Annotated in this window: 18 protein-coding genes and 1 pseudogene; 11 read left to right on the forward strand and 8 right to left on the reverse strand. The window is 72.4% G+C overall.

Annotated elements, in window-relative coordinates:
* Positions 1 to 38 precede the first annotated feature (38 nt).
* Complete coding sequence (locus ACLBX8_RS20350; RefSeq protein ID WP_447700184.1) at positions 39 to 1967, forward strand: propionyl-CoA synthetase; 1929 nt, start codon at positions 39 to 41, stop codon at positions 1965 to 1967.
* A gap of 48 nt (positions 1968 to 2015) precedes the next feature.
* Here the strand turns inward: ACLBX8_RS20350 and ACLBX8_RS20355 are convergent, their stop codons facing one another.
* Positions 2016 to 2489 carry a hypothetical protein gene (locus ACLBX8_RS20355; protein WP_447715672.1) on the reverse strand — a complete coding sequence of 158 codons (474 nt, stop codon included), beginning with the start codon at positions 2487 to 2489 and terminating at the stop codon, positions 2016 to 2018.
* A gap of 187 nt (positions 2490 to 2676) precedes the next feature.
* Here ACLBX8_RS20355 and ACLBX8_RS20360 point away from each other — a divergent pair, with 187 nt between their 5' ends.
* A complete protein-coding gene (locus ACLBX8_RS20360) occupies positions 2677 to 3795 on the forward strand; it encodes an NADH:flavin oxidoreductase/NADH oxidase (RefSeq protein WP_447700182.1) in 1119 nt (372 codons plus the stop codon).
* A gap of 9 nt (positions 3796 to 3804) precedes the next feature.
* Here ACLBX8_RS20360 and ACLBX8_RS20365 read toward each other — a convergent pair whose 3' ends face one another.
* Positions 3805 to 4554 (reverse strand): phosphodiester glycosidase family protein, encoded by a 750-nt coding sequence (locus tag ACLBX8_RS20365; RefSeq protein ID WP_091927307.1) that lies wholly within the window; start codon positions 4552 to 4554, stop codon positions 3805 to 3807.
* 223 nt (positions 4555 to 4777) lie between these two features.
* Here ACLBX8_RS20365 and ACLBX8_RS20370 point away from each other — a divergent pair, with 223 nt between their 5' ends.
* The 3 genes from ACLBX8_RS20370 to ACLBX8_RS20380 all read left to right on the forward strand — a co-directional run bounded on the left by ACLBX8_RS20370 (position 4778) and on the right by ACLBX8_RS20380 (position 7618).
* A complete protein-coding gene (locus tag ACLBX8_RS20370) occupies positions 4778 to 5302 on the forward strand; it encodes a hypothetical protein (protein WP_020092410.1) in 525 nt (174 codons plus the stop codon).
* 139 nt (positions 5303 to 5441) lie between these two features.
* A complete protein-coding gene (locus ACLBX8_RS20375) occupies positions 5442 to 6746 on the forward strand; it encodes an MFS transporter (protein WP_447700181.1) in 1305 nt (434 codons plus the stop codon).
* Between the two features lie 2 nt (positions 6747 to 6748).
* On the forward strand, positions 6749 to 7618 hold the full coding sequence (locus ACLBX8_RS20380; protein ID WP_447700180.1) for an amidohydrolase family protein: 870 nt from the start codon (positions 6749 to 6751) through the stop codon (positions 7616 to 7618).
* Between the two features lie 100 nt (positions 7619 to 7718).
* Here the strand turns inward: ACLBX8_RS20380 and ACLBX8_RS20385 are convergent, their stop codons facing one another.
* From ACLBX8_RS20385 to ACLBX8_RS20395, 3 genes are all read right to left on the reverse strand, one after another.
* Positions 7719 to 7916: a hypothetical protein gene (locus ACLBX8_RS20385; protein ID WP_091682246.1), complete on the reverse strand. Its 198-nt coding sequence runs from the start codon at positions 7914 to 7916 to the stop codon at positions 7719 to 7721.
* A gap of 68 nt (positions 7917 to 7984) precedes the next feature.
* A complete protein-coding gene (locus ACLBX8_RS20390) occupies positions 7985 to 9304 on the reverse strand; it encodes an MFS transporter (protein ID WP_091682248.1) in 1320 nt (439 codons plus the stop codon).
* Between the two features lie 118 nt (positions 9305 to 9422).
* Positions 9423 to 9983 carry a cupin domain-containing protein gene (locus tag ACLBX8_RS20395; RefSeq protein ID WP_020092415.1) on the reverse strand — a complete coding sequence of 187 codons (561 nt, stop codon included), beginning with the start codon at positions 9981 to 9983 and terminating at the stop codon, positions 9423 to 9425.
* A 166-nt stretch (positions 9984 to 10149) separates the two neighbouring features.
* On the opposite strand from ACLBX8_RS20395, the gene ACLBX8_RS20400 reads away from it, so the two are divergent.
* Complete coding sequence (locus tag ACLBX8_RS20400) at positions 10150 to 11484, forward strand: aminotransferase class III-fold pyridoxal phosphate-dependent enzyme (RefSeq protein ID WP_447700179.1); 1335 nt, start codon at positions 10150 to 10152, stop codon at positions 11482 to 11484.
* 224 nt (positions 11485 to 11708) lie between these two features.
* Entirely contained in the window at positions 11709 to 12770 is a 1062-nt protein-coding gene (locus ACLBX8_RS20405) for an SDR family oxidoreductase (RefSeq protein ID WP_447700178.1), read from the forward strand.
* 90 nt (positions 12771 to 12860) lie between these two features.
* Here ACLBX8_RS20405 and ACLBX8_RS20410 read toward each other — a convergent pair whose 3' ends face one another.
* Together ACLBX8_RS20410 and ACLBX8_RS20415 are read right to left on the reverse strand one after the other, a co-directional pair.
* On the reverse strand, positions 12861 to 14153 hold the full coding sequence (locus ACLBX8_RS20410) for an ArgE/DapE family deacylase (RefSeq protein ID WP_447700177.1): 1293 nt from the start codon (positions 14151 to 14153) through the stop codon (positions 12861 to 12863).
* Between the two features lie 99 nt (positions 14154 to 14252).
* Complete coding sequence (locus tag ACLBX8_RS20415) at positions 14253 to 15143, reverse strand: LysR family transcriptional regulator (RefSeq protein ID WP_447700176.1); 891 nt, start codon at positions 15141 to 15143, stop codon at positions 14253 to 14255.
* Positions 15144 to 15259: 116 nt separating this feature from the next.
* On the opposite strand from ACLBX8_RS20415, the gene ACLBX8_RS20420 reads away from it, so the two are divergent.
* The 4 genes from ACLBX8_RS20420 to ACLBX8_RS20435 all read left to right on the forward strand — a co-directional run bounded on the left by ACLBX8_RS20420 (position 15260) and on the right by ACLBX8_RS20435 (position 18269).
* Positions 15260 to 16243, forward strand: coding sequence for an NAD(P)H-dependent flavin oxidoreductase (locus ACLBX8_RS20420; protein ID WP_447700175.1), 984 nt, complete (start codon positions 15260 to 15262; stop codon positions 16241 to 16243).
* A 134-nt stretch (positions 16244 to 16377) separates the two neighbouring features.
* A complete protein-coding gene (locus tag ACLBX8_RS20425; protein ID WP_447700174.1) occupies positions 16378 to 17028 on the forward strand; it encodes a L,D-transpeptidase in 651 nt (216 codons plus the stop codon).
* Between the two features lie 211 nt (positions 17029 to 17239).
* On the forward strand, positions 17240 to 17725 hold the full coding sequence (locus tag ACLBX8_RS20430) for an SRPBCC family protein (protein WP_447700173.1): 486 nt from the start codon (positions 17240 to 17242) through the stop codon (positions 17723 to 17725).
* 199 nt (positions 17726 to 17924) lie between these two features.
* Positions 17925 to 18269, forward strand: a complete 345-nt coding sequence (locus ACLBX8_RS20435) for a hypothetical protein (RefSeq protein WP_020092423.1) — start codon at positions 17925 to 17927, stop codon at positions 18267 to 18269.
* 227 nt (positions 18270 to 18496) lie between these two features.
* On the opposite strand, the pseudogene ACLBX8_RS20440 reads toward ACLBX8_RS20435, so the two are convergent.
* Positions 18497 to 18774, reverse strand: a pseudogene (locus ACLBX8_RS20440) (hypothetical protein); the annotation flags it as partial.

An 18774-nucleotide genomic window follows, 5' to 3' on the forward strand; every position in this document is an offset into this window, starting at 1 on the left:
CGCCGCCGGAGAGCGGTCCGCGAGGAAACGCCCAACCGATGACGAGAGCCAGCCTGCCGGGCCGCTACCCGGAGATCTACGAATCGGCCTGCCGCGACCCCGAGGCGTTCTGGCTCGGTGCGGCGCGGGCCCTCGACTGGGCGCGGGCGCCGGAGCGGGCCTTCGCGCCGGATTCCGGCCCCTACGGACGCTGGTTCCCGGACGGCACCCTGAACGCCTGCCACAACGCGGTCGACCGCCACGCGGACGGGGGCCGGGCGGATCAGGTGGCGATCCGCTACGACTCGCCCGTGACCGGGACCAAGCGCAGCATCACCTACCGGGCGCTGCGCGACGAGGTGGCGGTGCTGGCCGCCGTGCTGGCCGACCTCGGCGTCGGCAAGGGCGACCGGGTGATCCTGTACATGCCGATGGTGCCCGAGGCGCTGTTCGGCATGCTGGCCTGCGCCCGGCTCGGCGCGGTCCACTCGGTGGTGTTCGGCGGCTTCGCGGCCAACGAGCTGGCGGTGCGGATCGAGGACGCGGCGCCGAAGGTGGTGCTCGCCGCCTCCTGCGGGATCGAGCCGAACCGCGTGGTCGCCTACAAGCCGCTCCTGGACGCGGCGATCGCGGCCTCGCGGCACAAGCCGGAGGCCTGCCTGATCCTCCAGCGCCCGCAAGGGCCTGCGACCCTCGTCGCGGACCGGGATCGCGACTGGGGTGAGACCGTCGCGGCCGCCCGGGCGGCGGGGCGGAGCGCGGCGTGCGTGCCGGTCGCCGCCACCGACCCGCTCTACGTCCTCTACACTTCCGGCACGACCGGGAAGCCGAAGGGCGTGGTCCGCGATACCGGCGGCTACCTCGTCGCCCTGGCCTGGTCGATGCCGAACCTCTACGGCGTTCAGCCCGGCGAGACCTACTTCTGCGCCTCCGACATCGGCTGGGTCGTCGGCCACTCCTACATCGTCTACGCGCCGCTCCTGCACGGCTGCACCACGGTCCTCTACGAGGGGAAACCCGTCGGGACGCCCGATGCCGGCGCCTTCTGGCGGGTGGTCGCCGAGTACGGGGTGGTCTGCCTGTTCACCGCGCCCACGGCCCTGCGGGCGATCAAGAAGGAGGATTCGAAGGGCGCCCGGATCGCCGATCACGACCTCTCGGCCTTCCGCAGCCTGTTCCTGGCGGGCGAGCGCGCCGATCCCGACTCGGTCGCCTGGGCCGAGCGCGTGCTGGGCCGACCGGTCGTCGACCACTGGTGGCAGACCGAGACCGGCTGGCCGATCGCCGGCAACCCGATGGGCCTCGGCCTCCTGCCGGTGAAGCACGGCAGCACCTGCGTGCCGATGCCGGGCTACCGGGTCGAAGTCCTGGACGAGGGCGGGAAGCCGGTTCCGGCGGGGACCATGGGCACGATCGCGATCCGCCTACCCCTGCCGCCCGGCTGCCTGCCGACCCTCTGGGGCTCGGACGACCGGATGCGGTCGAGCTACCTCGCCACCTTCCCGGGCTACTACGACACGTCGGATGCCGGGGTGATCGACGCCGACGGCTACATCACGGTCCTGGGACGGACCGACGACATCATCAACGTCGCGGGCCACCGGCTGTCCACCGGCGGCATGGAGGCGGTGCTGGCGAGCCACCCGGACGTGGCGGAATGCGCGGTCATCGGCATCCGCGACGCGCTGAAGGGGGAGGTGCCCTGCGGGTTCGTGGTGCTGAAGGCCGGCGTCGCCCGGCCGACCGAGACGATCGAGCGGGAACTCGTCGCCAAGGTGCGGGACGAGATCGGCCCGGTGGCGGCCTTCAAGCTGGCGCTGACCGTGCCGCGGCTGCCCAAGACCCGATCGGGCAAGATCCTGCGGGCCACCATGAAGCGCATCGCCGATCACGAGCCCTGGACGATGCCGGCGACGATCGACGACGCGGCGGCCCTCGACGAGATCGGCGACAGCCTGAAGGACCGGGGGATCGGCGCGGACCGGTAGGGTGCCGGACCGCGCCGCTTGCGCGTTGACGGGCGATCGCGGCCCGCCTCAATCCGCGTCAGCGCCGTCGTCGTCGGTGTCGATATCGACCGTCGGCGCCGGCTGCGTCAGGGCGGGCGCGTAGGTCCCCGCGGCCGGACCCGTGGTGACCGAGGCCGGGACGCGCCGGGCGTTCGGCTCGGACGGGATCAGCGTCGCGGTGGCGGCCACGAGGCCGGCGAGGGACCGGACATCCTGCGGCTGCCGCGGATCGCGCGAGATCAGCGTCGCCTCCTGTTGCAGGCGGAGATTGCAGGCCTCCGAAGGCAGGCCGCCGTTCGGCGTGCAGGCGTCGTGGCGGGCGCAGGCGGCATCGAGGGCGTCGATCGGCGGGAGCGGCGCGTTGTTGCCCGGTCCGCAGTAATTCCCGTGGATCAGCATCTTGGGTCCGCCGAAGGCGGCGGGCTGGGCCTGGGCGGTGCCCGCTAGGGCGGCGCAGCCGGCGGCCAGGGCGAGCGGGACGGCGAGTCTGGTGAGCATCATCTGGACCTCGGGCGATCTCGCCCCCTCAGGCGGTTCGCGTCGATTGCCGCGATGCGGCGACAGGCCAGGAAACGGGCGGCCACATCCGCAAGTTCCCGCACCGCCCGCCCGCAGAGGTGCTCTGCCGCACCGCACTGGCCGCCGCGCCCGTCCTGGGCCAGAGTGAACCCTCCACCAGGAGTTGCCGATGACCGCTCGCCTGTTCGAACCGCTGACACTCGACGCGCTCACGCTCGAGAACCGCATCCTCGTCGCGCCGATGTGCCAGTACTCGGCGCGGGACGGCGAGGCGACCGACTGGCACATGATGCATCTCGGCCAGCTCGCCATGTCGGGGGCCGGCCTGCTGACCCTTGAGGCCACCGCGGTCTCCCCGGAGGCGCGGATCACCGCCTGGGATCTCGGCCTCTACAACGACGGCTGCGAGCGGGCGCTGGCACGCGTGCTCGACGCCGTGCGCGAGTACGCGCCGATCCCGGTCTGCATCCAGATCGCCCACGCCGGGCGCAAGGCCTCCAGCGAGGCCCCCTGGGCCGGTGGCCAGCAGATCCCGCCGGAGCACGCCTACGGCTGGCGCACCGAGGCGCCCTCGGCGGTCGCGCACGGCGAGGGCGAGGTCCCGCCCCACGCCCTCGACGCCGCCGACCTGAAGCGCGTCCGCGACCAGTTCGTGGCCACCGCCAAGCGGGCCGTGCGCCTCGGTATCGAGGCCGTCGAGCTGCACGGCGCCCACGGCTACCTGCTGCACCAGTTCCTGTCGCCGATCGCCAACAAGCGGACAGATGAATACGGCGGCAGCCTCGCCAACCGCATGCGCTTCCCCCTGGAGGTCTACGACGCGGTGCGGGATGTCGTGCCCGCCGGCAGCCCGGTCTGGCTGCGGGTCTCGGCCACCGACTGGGTCGAGGACGGCTGGGATCTCGACGAGACGGTGGAGCTGGCCCAGGCGCTCAAGCGGGCGGGATCGCCGGCGATCCACGTCTCCACGGGCGGCGTCTCGCCCAAGCAGGCGATCAGGCTCGGGCCGGGCTATCAGGTGCCCTACGCCGAGCGGATCAAGGCGGAGACCGGGCTCACCACTATCGCGGTCGGGCTGATTACCGAGGCCCGGCAGGCGGAGACGATCCTGCAGGAGGGCCGGGCGGACGCGATCTCGCTCGCCCGGGCGATGCTGTACGATCCGCGCTGGCCCTGGCACGCCGCCGCCGAGCTCGGCGCCCGGGTGCGCGCCCCCAAGCAGTACTGGCGCTCGCAGCCGCGGGAGTACAAGGACCTGTTCAAAGACACGGCCTTCGGCCAGCGCTGAGGGCGGCCCTCACCGCGGCAGCGCGCCGACCAGCGGCCCGAGAGGGCGGCTGATGTCGGTGCGGCCGAGGTTCGGTGCGTAGAGGCTGGAGACCGAGCCGTCGAGGAACAGGGCGTTCCGGCAGCCGAGATCGTCGCGGAACAGCCGCGCGAAGGCGCCGAAGGTCACCGGGCGCTCGGAGATCGCGAAGATCGCCACGTGCCCGTCGCCGGGCACGCCGACGCCGTTGCGGATCTTCTGGCTCGGCCCGTCGGCGGCGATCTTCGGGTGGATCTGGCCGTCGATCACCAGCATCGGCCCGGACTGCGTGGCGAAATCCGGCCGGATCTTCGCCCGCAGGTAGCGGGACGTGTCGACCACCCCGGCGCGCTCACCCTTCAGCCAGAAGATCCCGTTGGGCTTCAGGTGGAAATTACCCGGCCCGTCCGCCGTGGAGACGCGCTTCAGTTCGTGCCCGTTCTCGACGTAGAGGCCGACCGGCGCCTGATCCTTGTCGTACATGCCGGCGTTCATCGCGAAGGCGAGGCGACCGCCCTGCTTCTCGGCGAGGGTGCCGAGGGCGCCGTAGGGCTTGCCGTCGTCCTGGAGCCAGAACAGCCGCAGCCGCTGCTTCCGGAGGTCGATGGTGCAGACCGTGAACGTCTCACCCTGCGCCTCGACCGCCCGGCAGGGCTCCGTCGCGGCCGGGGCGGCCGCCCGGGCCGGGGCCGCGAGGGCGAGCAGCGTGATCAAGAGGGCGTGAGCCGGGCGCAGCATCATCATTCGTTCCAGGCAGCTCGGGGACGGCGAGTCGGGGACGGCGAAGCTCGTTCGGGCCGCCCTTCGCCCTGGAAAGCGGCGAATTTCGTGTCCGAGCCGCGCCCGCATGGGTCCGGACGCGGCCGGGTGCGTCTCGCGACCGCGCGCCGCGGCCGGGGCTGGACCGTTTTACCGGTTCGAGCGTTCTTAGCCGCAGAGGGCGTGTTTCCACGGAGATGACGTGATGAAGGGTGCAGTGCTCGGCTCGGCCCTGCTGGCGGCGGGTGCTCTGGCCTTGGCGCCGGCCAGCGCGGACGCGCGCGGCTTCGGCGGCGGCGGCTTCCATGGCGGCGGTTTCGGCGGCGGCTTCCACGGTGGCGGGTTCGGCGGCGGCTTCCGCGGCGGCGGCTTCGGCGGGTTCCGCAACGGCGGCTTCGGCGGCGGCTTCCGGGGCGTCGGCTTCCGTCCGGGCGGCTTCGGCTACGGCCGCGGCTTCTACGGCCGGGGCTATGGCTGGCGCGGCGGTTACGGCTACCGCGGCGGGTACGGCTACGGGCTCGGCGGCCTGGGCCTCGGTGTCGGGCTCGGCCTCGCGGCCGGTGGTCTCTACGGCGGCTACGGTGGCTACGGCTATCCGGGTTACGGCTACGGCGGCTACTACGCCCCGGCGGCATACGATTACGGCTACGGCGGCGGCTGCTACACGGTCCCGCGGGTGCGCTGGACGCCCTACGGCTACCGCCGGGTTCTCGTCGAGCGCTGCTACTGAGCGTCGATCGAGTGTGAAAAGAACGGGACAGGCCGCCTCCGGGCGGCCTTTTCCTTTCCGGTTGCTTGCGTGATCCGCCGCATCGTTGGACAGCTCTGCCCGGGACGCTGATACTGGTATCGGGCGGCGGGAGGCGGTGATGAGTTCAGCAACCGGGCAGGGGCCCTCGGGCGTGGACGCGGTCGAGATCCGCGACGCCAGCCTCACCGCCTTCTACCGATCGATGACGCCGCCGGAGCGGCACACCTTCTGGGCATGCGCCGCCGGCTGGTGCCTCGACGGCATGGACTTCATGATCTACCCGCTGGTGATCGGCACGATCATGGCGCTGTGGCACGTCGATGCCGGCACGGCCGGGCTCGCCGCCACGGTGACGCTGCTGGCCTCGGCGCTCGGCGGCTGGCTCGCGGGCTTCGTCGCCGACCGCATCGGCCGGGTGCTGACGCTGCAGATCACGATCCTCTGGTTCTCGCTGTTCTCCCTGCTCTGCGCCTTCGTGCAGAACTTCGAGCAGCTGCTCATCGCGCGGGCGCTGCTCGGCCTCGGCTTCGGCGGCGAGTGGGCGGCCGGCGCCGTGCTGATCGGCGAGACGATCCGGGCCGAGTATCGCGGCCGGGCGGTGGGCTCGGTCCAGTCCGGCTGGGCGATCGGCTGGGGCCTCGCGGTGCTGTCGCAGGCGGTACTGTTCTCGCTTCTGCCGCCCGAGACCGCGTGGCGCTGGATGTTCGCGGTGGGCGCGCTGCCGGCGCTGCTGGTCTTCTACCTGCGCCGCTACGTGAAGGAGCCGGAGGTCGCCGCCGAATCCCGTGCCCGGGCCGCCGCCACGGGCGACCGGCCGCAGATCTGGGAGATCTTCTCAGGTCCGATCCTCAAGACCACCCTGCTCGCCTCCCTGGCGGCGGCGGGCTGCCAGGGCGGCTACTACGCGATCACCACCTGGGTGCCGCGCTTCCTGACCACCGAGCGCCACCTGTCGATCGTGTCCTCCACCGGTTACCTCGCGGCCCTGATCATCGGCTCGTTCACCGGCTACCTCGTGGGCGCGTGGCTCGCCGACCGGCTCGGCCGGCGGCCGCTGTTCCTGATCTTCTCGCTGGGCGCCATCGCGGTGATCGTGGCCTACACGCAGATCCCGCTCTCGAACGGCGTGCTCTGGGTGCTGGGCTTCCCGCTGGGCTTCTTCGCCTCCGGCTACTTCTCCGGCATGGGCGCCTTCCTGACCGAACTGTACCCGACCCGCCTGCGCGGCTCGGGGCAGGGGTTCTGCTACAATTTCGGCCGCGGCATCGGCGCCCTGTTCCCGGCGCTGGTCGGCTACCTCGCGGAGCGCGCCGGTCTCGCCTCGGCCATCGCGATCTTCGCGGCCGTCGCCTACGGGATCTTCTTCCTGGCGGCCTTCGCGCTGCCCGAGACGCGCGGCAAGGTCCTGCACGCGGATTCCTGATCATGCCCGAGATCCGAGACTGCCCCGCCCCAGACCCGCATCCGGAAGGCCCGACCCGCTACGCCGTGCCGGAGGGTGCGGTCGACACGCACGCCCACGTGATCGGCCTTCCGCCGGACTACCCGCTGGTGGCGGGCCGCAGCTACACGCCCCCGGCGGCGCCGGCCGAGCGGTATCTGGCGATGCTCGACGGGACCGGCATGGCCAACGGCGTGCTGATCCAGGTCAGCGTGCACGGCACCGACAACCGGCTGATGGTCGAGACGCTGCGCGCCCACCGGCGGCGCCTGCGCGGCGTCGCGGTGATCCCGCTCGGCCTGCCCGACGCGGAACTCGCCGCGCTGAAGGAGGCCGGCGTGGTCGGCCTGCGCCTCAACGTCCTGTTCGGCGGCGGGGTCGGGCTCGACGCGGTCGAGTCCTACGGGGCGCTCGCCCGCGAGATGGGCTGGCACCTCCAGTTCCTGCTCGATGCCCGCGAGCTGCCGCCGATCGCCGGCCGCCTGGCGCGGCTGCCCGTGCCGCTGGTCTTCGACCATATGGGCCACATGCCGACCTCGGCGGGCGTGGACCATTTGGGGTTCCGGGCGCTGCTCGGCCTCGTCGCCGACGGCAACTGGGTGAAGCTCTCGGGCGCCTTCCGGGACTCCGTGACCGGGCCCCCCTACGCCGACACGATCCCCTTCGCCCGGGCGCTCAACGACGCCGCGCCGGAACGCTGCCTCTGGGGCTCGGACTGGCCGCACGTGGCCGCCTGGGACGGGCCGCCGCGGACGCGCGAACTCCTCGACCTGATGGCCGACTGGGTGCCGGACGCGGACAGGCGCCGGATGGTCTTCGTCGACAACCCGCGGCGGCTCTACGGCTTCGGGTAGGGGCGGCCGCTCACAGGCCGCCGAGGAGCCCGCCGTCATCGCGCGCAGCGCAGCGACCCGGGATCGCGCGAGGCCCGGAAAGCGGAGCGCGGGGCTTCCGTCAGACCCGCAGGTCGACGCTCTGGCCCTGTCCGGGAGGGGCCGGCGGGCCGGCGCTCGCCGCCTGGGCGGCGCTGTCCGCCACCAGCCCGGCGACCGCCTTGTCGGCGGAGAGCTGCTGCTTGGCGACGGCGATGCCGATCTGCTGGTTCTGGGACGAACCCAGCATCTGGACGGCGGCTGCGGCGATCGAATCCATGCCGCCGATCCTGGACCACCGGTCTGAATCCCGCGTTACCCGGATCCGGCGCCTTTGACCGGTCGCGCTCACCCGTCCAGGAAGCCCCGCTGGCGGGCCCGGTAGCCGCCGATCGCCGTGACGCACAGGAACGACACACCGGCCAGCGCCGTGCCGAACACCGCGATCGGCCACCAGTGGCCCTGGAAGCGCTCGGCCAGCACGGTGCCGACGATCGGCGTCAGACCGCCGGCGAGCGCGCCGCAGAACTGATAGGCGATGGAGATCGCCGTGTAGCGCACCCGCGTCGGGAACGCGCCCGCGAGGTAGCCGGCGATCACCGCGTAGAAGGTCGCGCTGCCGACCACGTTGAGGGCGAGACCCAGCACGATCAGCGGCACAGACTTGGTCTCGACCAGCCAGAACAGCGGGTAGGGGGCCAGCATCGCCCAGACCAGCGTCCCCTGGAGGAACAGCCGCTCGTTGCGGATCAGCTCGGCGATCCGGGCGCCCACCGGGGTCATCACCAGCTGGACCACGGCGGCGATCAGCAGGGCGTCGAGGATCGTCGCCCGCGCGATGCCGAGATACTGCGTGGTGAACGCGATCATGAAGGTGTTGAACAGGTAGACCGAGGCGATCGCGAAGGTGTTGGCCCCCGCCGCCAGCAGCACCGGCTTCAGGCAGGTCGTCAGCACCTCGCGCACCGGCGCCGGCGGCGGCCCGCCGGCGGCCCGGGCCTTCTCGAAGGCCGGGGATTCCGCGACGCCGAGGCGGATCGCGAGCCCGACGCCGAGCAGCAGGATGCTGACGAGGAACGGCACCCGCCAGCCCCAGGTCAGGAAGCTCTCCTTGTCGAGCAGGCCCGCGAGCCGGAAGGCCAGCAGCGACAGGATCTGCCCGGCCGGGCTGCCGAGCTGCGCGAAGGAGGCGAAGAAAGTGTTGCGCCCGGCCGGCGCGTGCTCGGCGGCCATCAGCACCGCCCCACCCCACTCGCCGCCGACCGCGAGACCCTGGATCAGCCGCAGGACCACCAGCATCACCGGCGCCCACAGGCCGACCGAGGCGTAGGTCGGCAGGAGCCCGATGCACGAGGTCGCGATGCCCATCATCACGAGCGTCGCCACCAGGGCGCGCTTGCGCCCGAACCGGTCGCCGAGATGCCCGAAGATCAGGCCGCCGAGCGGCCGTGCGAGGAAGCCGACCGCGAAGGTGCCGAAGGCCGAGAGCGTCGCGATGTAGGGCGATTCCGCCGTGAAGAAGAGCGGCCCGAACACCAGGGCCGCCGCCGTGCCGTAGATGAAGAAATCGTACCACTCGATCGTGGTGCCCACGAAGGCCGCGAGCGCCGCGCGCGCCGACTGGTTCTGTCCGGGCCCGGCGGCCGGGCTTGCGGTCGTGACGGCCATCGATCCTCGCGCGGCATTATGAATTCAAACGCCGCCCTGCATGCGCCACTCTGCCGGCCGACCGCAACGCCTGCACGCGACAGGGCGGGCGTTTCATCCGCCGCAGCCGGGCTCCGTCTCAGAAGCTCGGCGGCGTGCAGGCGCTCACCACCTCGCAGGGGTTGGGCCCGACGCAGCGGAACCGGTGCGGGCGGCGGCTGTCGAAGCTGTAGGCGTCGCCGGGGCCGAGGATCCGGCGCTCGGCATCCACCGTGACCTCCAGGCGCCCGGAGAGCACGATGCCACCCTCCTCGCCCTCGTGGGAGAGCGGCACCCGGCCGGTATCGGCGCCCGGCTCGTAGCGCTCCTTGAGGATCTGGAGCTTGCGCCCGAACAGGCTGTCGCCGACCTGACGGTACGAGATCGCCCCCTTGGCGGCTCGGCGGCCGATCTCGGTGAGGTCCTCGGCGGCGAAGAACGCCTTGCGCTCCGGCTCCGGCTCCAGGGCGAAGAACTCGGCCATGCCGATCGGCACCCCGTCGAGGATCCGCTTCAGGGCGCCCACCGACGGGTTCACCCGGTTGGCCTCGATCAGCGAGATCGCCGAGTTGGTCACGCCGGCCCGCTTGGCCAGCGTCCGCTGCGACAGGCCGTGGCGGGCCCGAACGAAGCGCAGGCGCGCGCCGACATCGATGCTCATCCGGCCAGGGCCCGTTTCAGGTGTTGCGGATCCCGCAACGGTGCCACCCGCGGCCCCGATCCTGCAAGGGGTTGGCGGCGACCAGAAAAGGACTTGTTGCCCGATCGGCGAAGGTGTCCCCTGGTCCCGCCGCCCGAGCCGCGCTGCCCGCCCCGGAGAACCGCCCATGACCGACCATCCGCTCCGCAACACGCCCGCGATGGACGCCTTCTGGATGCCGTTCACGGCCAACCGCCAGTTCAAGGCGGCGCCGCGCCTGCTCGTGTCGGCCGAGGGCATGCACTACACCGCCGACGACGGCCGCAAGGTCCTCGACGGCTCCGCGGGCCTCTGGTGCGTCAATGCCGGCCACGGGCGGCGGGGCATCGCCGCCGCGGTGGAGCGTCAGCTCGCGACCCTCGACTTCGCCCCGACTTTCCAGATGGGTCACCCCGTCGCCTTCGAGTTCGCCGAGCGGCTGGCCGAGATCGCCCCGGGCGGTCCGGACAAGCGCCTCGACCGGGTGTTCTTCACCAATTCCGGCTCGGAATCGGTCGACACCGCCCTCAAGATCGCGCTCGCCTACCAGCGGGCGATCGGGCAGGGCACGCGGACCCGGCTCGTCGGCCGCGAGCGCGGCTATCACGGCGTCGGCTTCGGCGGCCTGTCGGTCGGCGGCATCGTGTCGAACCGGCGGGTCTTTCCGACTCTCAACGGCACCGACCACCTGCGCCACACCCACGATCCGGCCCGCAACGCCTTCGTGAAGGGCCAGCCCGAGCACGGGGCGGAGCTCGCCGAGGATCTGGAGCGGCTGGTGGCGCTCCACGGCGCCGAGACCATCGCGGCCTGCATCGTCGAGCCGGTGGCGGGCTCCACGGGCGTGCTGATCCCGCCGAAGGGCTACCTCGAGCGCCTGCGCGAGATCTGCACGAAGCACGGCATCCTGCTGATCTTCGACGAGGTCATCTCCGGCTTCGGCCGCCTCGGCGCGCCCTTCGCGACTGACTTCTTCGGTGTCGTCCCTGACCTCGTGACCAGCGCCAAGGGCCTGACCAACGGCACGGTGCCGATGGGCGCGGTTTTCGCGAGCCGCGCGGTCCACGACGGCCTGATGCAGGGCCCGGACGGGATCGAGCTGTTCCACGGCTACACCTATTCCGGGCACCCGATCGCCTGCGCGGCCGGCCTCGCGACGCTCGACATCTACCGGGAGGAGGGGCTGCTGACCCGCGTCGCCGACATCGCCGACGACTGGGCGGCGGCGATCCACGATCTGCGCGGGCGCAAGGGCGTCGTCGACATCCGCACCATCGGGCTCGTCGCCGGCGTCGAGCTGGCGCCGCGGCCGGACGCGCCGGGCAAGCGCGCCTACGAGGTGTTCGTGGACTGCTTCGAGCGCGGCCTGCTCACCCGGGTGACCGGCGACATCATCGCCCTGTCGCCGCCGCTGATCATCGAGCGCGGCCAGATCGGCGAGATCGTCGACATCCTGGGCGCGGCGATCGACCGGGTCGCCTGAGAGCCTCCGTCTTCACGAGCGGAGCGAAGCAATCCAGGGTCGCGCCATGCTTCGAAACCGCGCGCTGCCCTGGGTCGCTTCGCTCCGCTCGCGATGACGTGGGGCTCGCGATCACACAACCCTTGCGCGCCGCACAGGCGTCCGCGCCGCGCGTCGGGGTTGTCACGACACCACCCGCGCCCATCTGCCCCGGACCCGGATTTGGGCCGGGCACGAGGGTTTCCATGTCGAACACCGCCCTGATCGTCGGCGCCAGCGGGATCGTCGGCAGCGCCACCGCGGCGCTGCTGACCCAGGAAGGCTGGACGGTCGCGGGCCTCGCCCGTCACCCGGTGCGGCAGGACGGCGTCGCGCCGGTGACCGGCGACCTGCAGGATCCGGCCTCCCTGGAGGAGGCGCTCTCCGACCTCGCCCCGAGCCACGTGTTCCTGGCGACCTGGCAGCGGCGGCCGACCGAGGCGGAGATGATCCGGGTCAACCGGGCGATGGTGGAGAACCTGCTCAATGCCCTGCGCCCGAAGAAGAGCGTCCGCCACGTCGCCCTGGTGACCGGGCTGAAGCACTATCTCGGCCCGTTCGAGGCCTACGGCAAAGGCACCCTGCCGCAGACGCCGTTCCGCGAGGACCAGGGCCGCCTCGACATCGAGAACTTCTACTACGCGCAGGAGGATGCCGTGTTCGCGGCCGCCGCCCGCGACGGCTTCACCTGGAGCGTCCACCGCCCGCACACGATCATCGGCAAGGCGGTGGGCAACGCCATGAACATGGGCACGACGCTCGCCTGCTACGCCACCCTGTGCCGGGAGCTGGGCCGGCCCTTCATCTTCCCGGGCTCGGCCGCGCAGTGGAACGGCCTCACCGACATGACCGACGCGCGGCTGCTCGCCCGCCAGCTGCTCTGGGCGTCGACGGAACAGAGGGCCGCCAACGAGGCGTTCAACGTCGTGAACGGCGACGTCTTCCGCTGGAGCTGGATGTGGGGCCGGATCGCCGCCTGGTTCGGGATCGAGGCGGTGCCGTTCGACGGCACGCACCGGCCGCTCGAGCCCCGGATGGCGCAGGACGGCCCGGCCTGGGCCGAGATCGCGGCCCGTTACGGCCTCGCCGAGCCGGATCTCACCAAGCTGGCCTCTCCCTGGCACACGGATGCCGATCTCGGCCGGCCGATCGAGGTCGTCACCGACATGAGCAAGAGCCGCCGCCTCGGCTTCACGACCTACCAGCCGTCCGACGACGCGTTCGACGACCTGTTCGCCCAGCTCCGCGCGGACCGGCTGATCCCCTGACGGCGAGCACCGCCGTCATCGCGAGCGAAGCGACGCGACCCAGGGCGGCGCGACCCTGGATTGCTTCGCTGCGCTCGCAAGGACGGCGGCTCACCCCGCCTTGCGCTCGGTCCCGCACCACTCGGCCACGAACAGCGCCATGGCGGTCGTGATCCGCTTCACCGAGGCGAGGCTCACGCGCTCGTCGAAGCCGTGGATGTTCTGAGAGGTCGGGCCGTAGCAGAGGGCCGGCACCCGGTCGTAGAGGGCATGCACCCGAGTATCGAGGTAGCCCGCCGTCATGAAGCTCTGGAGCGGTGAGCCGATCGCCCGCTCGTGGGCACGGCCGAGCACGGCCTCGGCCTCCGAGCCCTCCTCCAGCACGTAGCCCTCGGCGAAGAAGCCGTTGAAGACCACCCGCGGCGGGCTGTTGGCCAGGAACGGGTCGGTGCGGGCGAAGGACGCCACCGCGGCCTCGATCTCGGCGGCGGCCTGGGCGGCGGTCACGCCCGGGTAGAGCGCCACCCGGCAGTGGATCCGGCACCAGGCCGGGACCGAGGAGGCCCAGTCGCCGCCCTCGATCTTGCCGATGTTCAGGTTGATCGGGTGGTCCTCGGTCTCGAAATGCGGGTGCGCCGCCTTCTCGGCGTTCCAGCGGGCCTCCACGTCGCGCAGCGCGCCAATCACCCGGTAGGTGGCGTCGATGGCGTTGGCGCCCGCGCCCATCTCGCGGACATGGACCGGCACGCCCCGCACCTCGACGGTGAACCAGAGTACGCCGGTATTGGCGCGGACGAGCTTCTCGTCCTCCGGCTCGGGGATCAGCACCGCGTCGGCCCGGTAGCCGCGCAGATGGGTCATCAGGGCGCCGTTGCCGGTGGATTCCTCCTCGACCACCGACTGCACCGTCACGGAGGCCGCCGGCTGGAGGCCGAGGCGGGCGAGCGCATCGAGGGCGAACAGGTTGGCGGCGTGCCCGGCCTTCATGTCGCCGGCGCCGCGGCCATACATCCAATCGCCCTGGATCACCGGATCGAAGGGCCGGTGGGTCCAGAGGTCGCCGGGCCCCGGCGGCACCACGTCGACATGGGCCTGCAGGATCAGGGAGCGGCCGGTCTCGGTGCCCGGCCGGTGGTGGCAGACCACGATCGGCGCGTCAGAATGGTGCGCCGCGTCGATCTTCGAGCCGCCCGGATGGGCCGCGATCGCGGCCCGGTCCATGGCGAAGCGCTCGGTTGCGTAGCCCCGGGCGCGGAACTGGTCGAAGACGTAGTCCTGGCAAGCATGCTCCTCCCCGCGCAGGGAGGCGAACCGGACCAGCGCCTGCGTGTGGGCGACCTGATCGGCGAAGCCCTCCGCCACGGAGGCTTCGATCTCGGCGGCGAGGGTGGGGTCGAGGGCCATGGGAACTCCGAACCGTCTGCGGCCGGGAGGAAGCGCCGGGGCCCGGGCCGCTGTCAACCGGCGGTTGCCAAGGGCACGGTCCGTGCCGGAGCCGGGAGCCTAAGTTACATCCGGGAGCGCCGTCCGCACCTGCTCGGCGAACCGCGCGAAGGCCGCGCTCGGCCGGTCGTCGGCGCGGTGGACCAGCAGCGTCGGGACGTGCCCGTCCCCGTCGGGCACCGGGTGAACCGAGACCCGGCCCGCGCGGTGCGCCGGCTCTGCCACGGCGCGGGGCACCAGGGTCACGCCCAGGCCGGCCGCCACGCAGCCGAGGATGCCGTCGAGGGTGCCGAACTCCATGCGCCGCACGTGCACGAGGCCCTGGCGCCCCAGAAAGTCCTCCAGGCGCCTCCGGTACGAGCAGCCGGCCCGGAACACGAGCACCTTCGCGTCGCGCGCCCGGGCCAGCCGGTCGAGCAGCGCCGCGAGGTCGCCGACGGCCGGGTGCGCCACCAGCACCAGCTCCTCCGTGAAGACCGGGAGCCCGACGAGGTCGGCCTGCGCGACCGGGCCGGCCACGAAGGCCCCCTCCAGGCTCCGGTCGAGGACCCGGGCGATCAGGTGCTCGGTCGGGCCGGTCTCCAGCTCGATGTCCACCTCCGGGTGGCGCGCGGCGAAATCCGCGAGCGGGCCGGGCAGGCGCAGGGCCGCGGTCGTCTCCATGGCGCCGATCCGCAGGGGGCCGCGCGGCTCGCCCTCGGCCAGCAGGGCGTGGCGCGCCTCCGCGAGCAGCTGCCCGACCTGGAGCGCGTAGGGCAGGAGCCGCTCCCCCGCCCGGGTCAGCGTCACCCCGCGGCTTCCGCGGTGGAACAGCGGCACGCGCAGGGCCTGCTCCAGGGCGCGGATCCGGCCGGTGACGTTGGACTGGACGGTGTTGAGCCGCGCCGCCGCCCGCCCGATGCCGCCGGTCTCGGCCACCGCCGCGAAGAACATCAGGTCGGTGCTGTTCATGCCATCTGCTTTTCCGATGCCTTCCTTCAGAAGGAATCATTTTTTCCGCCGTCGCGCGAGCGTTAATCCCTGGCGGGCGGCGCGCACAACCGAGACGCTTTCCGGGGAGGGGACCCATGGCCTTGAGGACCAGACTCACCGACGCCTTCGGGCTGCGGCACCCGATCGTGCTGGCCCCCATGGACCCGGCCTCGGGGGGCGCCCTCGCGGCAGCGGTGAGCGCCGCCGGCGGCCTCGGCCTGATCGGCGGCGGCTACGGCGACCACGCGACGCTCGACCGGGAATTCGCCCACGCGGGCAATCAGCGGGTCGGCTGCGGCTTCATCACGTGGTCGATGGCCCGGGACCCGTCGCTCCTCGACGCGGCGCTCGCCCGGTCGCCCGCGGCCCTGATGCTCTCCTTCGCGGATCCCGCGCCCTTCGCGGACCGGATCCGCGCCGCCGGCGTGCCGCTGATCTGCCAGGTGCACACCCTGGCGCATGCGAGGCGTGCCCTGGAGGTCGGTGCGGCCGCGGTGGTGGCGCAGGGGACGGAGGCCGGCGGCCACGGCCTCGCCGCCCGCGGCACCGCGGCGTTCGTGCCGGCGGTCGCCGACCTGATCGCCCGCGAGCGCCCCGAGACGCTGCTCCTCGCGGCGGGCGGCATCGCGGACGGGCGCGGTCTCGCCGCCGCCCTGGCGCTGGGGGCTGACGGTGTCCTGATGGGGACGCGGTTCTGGGCCAGCCGGGAGGCGCTGATCCACCCGGCCGCGAAGCAGCGGGTTCTCGCCGCCACCGGCGACGACACGATCCGCACGCAGGTCTACGACATCGCCCGCCAGCGGGCCTGGCCGGCGCCCTATACCGGGCGGCTCCTGCGCAACACCTTCATCGAGACGTGGCACGGCCGCGAGGACGCGCTGCGCGCGGCCTCGGCGGAGCGGCGCCGGGACGTGGAGGATGCCGACGCGGCGGGCGACTACGACGTCGCCAACGTCACGGTCGGCGAGGCCGTGGGGCTGATCGACGACCTGCCGGGCGCCGGCGACCTCGTCCTGCGCATCGCCGAAGAGGCCGAGGCCGCGATCCGCCGGATCTCCGGCATGGCCGCGGCGCCGTGAGCGCGCCGGCACGGCGCTCAGCAAAGCGTGACTACGCAGCGGCACGGCGGGCCGGAACCTCGGTGTTGCCGGGGCTTTAGCGTGACGGCAAACCGTCGCGGTTTCTCGAGGCGCGTCTCGAGTCGGAGTCGCTCATGCGTATCGGTCTGATCTCCGCCCTGTCCGGGCTGCTCCTGTGCGCGGGGATCCCCGCGACGGCCAGCGCGGACGTGCTCGTCAACGTCGACAAGACCACCCAGCGCATGGAGGTCTCGGTCGACGGCCAGCCGCGCTATTCCTGGCCGGTCTCGACCGGCGTCGCGAGCTACGACACCCCGTCCGGCGCCTACCGCCCGTTCCGGATGGAGCGCACGCACTTCTCGAAGGAGTGGGACGACGCGCCGATGCCCTTCGCGATGTTCTTCACGACGCAGGGCCACGCCATCCACGGCACCAACCACGTCCGGAGCCTGGGACGCGCGGCCTCGCACGGCTGCGTGCGCCTGTCGGTGCGCAACGCCGCGACCCTGTTCAATCTCGTGAAGAGCCAGGGCATGGGTCGGACACGGGTGGTGATCGAGGGAGCGGATGTCCCGATGGCGGAGCGCGGCCGGCGCGGCACCCGGCTCGCCCGGAACCGCAGCCCCTACGAGCCGGACGACCTGCTGGCGAACAGCGATCAGATGGGGCGCCGGTCGGTGCCGGCCTATTACCGCCCGGCGGCCCGGGCCACCTACGCGCCCGCCTACGCGCCCGCCACGGTCTACGGCTACCCGACCGACGCCGACGAGACGGACGGCTGGTAGGCCGGATCGCGGCCCGGACCCCGTGTCGGCCGATCGGCGCCACGACGTGCCCCTGCGCGCGGACGATCACCGGCCGCGTCGTCTGAGCGCGAAAGTCATGCGCCGCAGCGCCCGCCCATTGCCGAGCGCCCCCTCCCGGCCTAGCTCCTGCGCGGCCATCAGAGCCTGCGCGGCCCCTGCCGCGACTTGAGACGGACGGAGACACCCCGAGATGCCCTTCGCTTTCTGCCGGTCCCTTCCCCTCGCCGCCCTGGCGCTCGCCGCGGCCACCGTGCCGGGCTACGCCCTGGAGGTGACGCGCTCGGCCGACATCGCCGCGCCCCCGGCCAAGGTCTGGCAGACGATCGGCGAGTTCTGCGGCATCGGCGACTGGCACCCGGCCATCGAGAAATGCGCCCTGTCCGACAAGGACGGCATGAAGGTCCGCACGCTGAGCCTGAAGGGTGGCGGCACCATCAAAGAGGAGCAGGTCTCCCGGGACGACAAGGTGATGAGCTACACCTACACGATCCTGGAGAGCCCGCTGCCGGTCTCCGACTACAAGTCGACCCTCTCGGTCGCTCCCGAGGGCTCCGGCTCGAAGGTGACCTGGACCGGGACCTTCAACGCCAAGGGCGCGCCGGACACGGTCGCCACCGACGCGATCCAGGGCATCTACGATTCCGGCCTGAAGGCGCTCGCCGAAAAGGCGAAGTAAGCCCGTCACGATTCGGAGCGCGCCGCCGGTGCAGGATACCGGCGGCGCGCACCAAGTCCCTCCGGCAGCGGCGGAATCGCGCGTTTGAGGCGCTCCGCGTCCCGCGCTCCGCACCCCTTCGGCATGTCGCCGGGGCGATTGACCCACCGCCAAGCTCGGCTCAGAACCTCGGCGGCGCTGCCCCTCGCGCCCCAACAGGATGATCGCCGTGCCCGCGTCCCGCCTCCCGATGCGCCTCAGCCTCGTCGCCCTCGCCGTCGCGGCGCTGGGCGCCTGCCAGCAGCGCGCCACGCCCGCGGTGACCGAGCCATCGCCGATCGTGCCGGCGCCCCTGGCCCTGCCCACGGGCAGCGGCTGCGGCCCGGAGATCGCCCGCACGAAGGCGATCGTCGACAGCGACGTGGCCACCGGCAACCTCAACAAGCCGGTGGGCGACCGCTTCAGCGCCGACCTCGCCCACGCCGCCGCGGAATGCTCGGCCGGCAAGTCGGGCGAGGCCCTGCACCTGCTCGCCGCCGCCAAGAGCCGCTACGGCTACCGCTGAGCGCGGGGCTTTCCTTTCCCGCCGCGTTGCAGGATCGCGCTGTCGATCCTGCAGGCGCGTCCGACCCGGCCCCTCATCCCGCGGTGCGGAGCGCGGCGGAGGTCTCGAAGGCGGCCTCCAGGCGCCGCGCGCTCTCTGGAATTCGCCCTCGAGGCCCCCCGACACGGCCACCTCGGGACGAGGCCGTCGGTCGGGATGGGCGCATCCCGCGCTAGAGCGGTTTCGGTTTAATCGAGGTCGTATCCTGCCGCGACGAAGAAGTTTGCGGCCTCGTCGGGCGTAACGGCATCGACGAGCCGCCCGATTGTGGTCCAGAGCCCTTCGCGCGTGCGCGCCGCGGCCTTGCGCAGCCCCGCCTTCAACTTCGAGAACGCCATCTCGATTGATGGTGTGGATGGCTCCTGCTCCCGGCTTTGCGTTCGGGCATAGTCGGGATGTTGTCGCCTCAAGCTGAGGAGCCACCCATGTCCGAGCTTGCTACGGTCGGTATCGACCTCGCGAAGAG

It is taken from the genome of Methylobacterium sp. D48H (assembly GCF_053345715.1).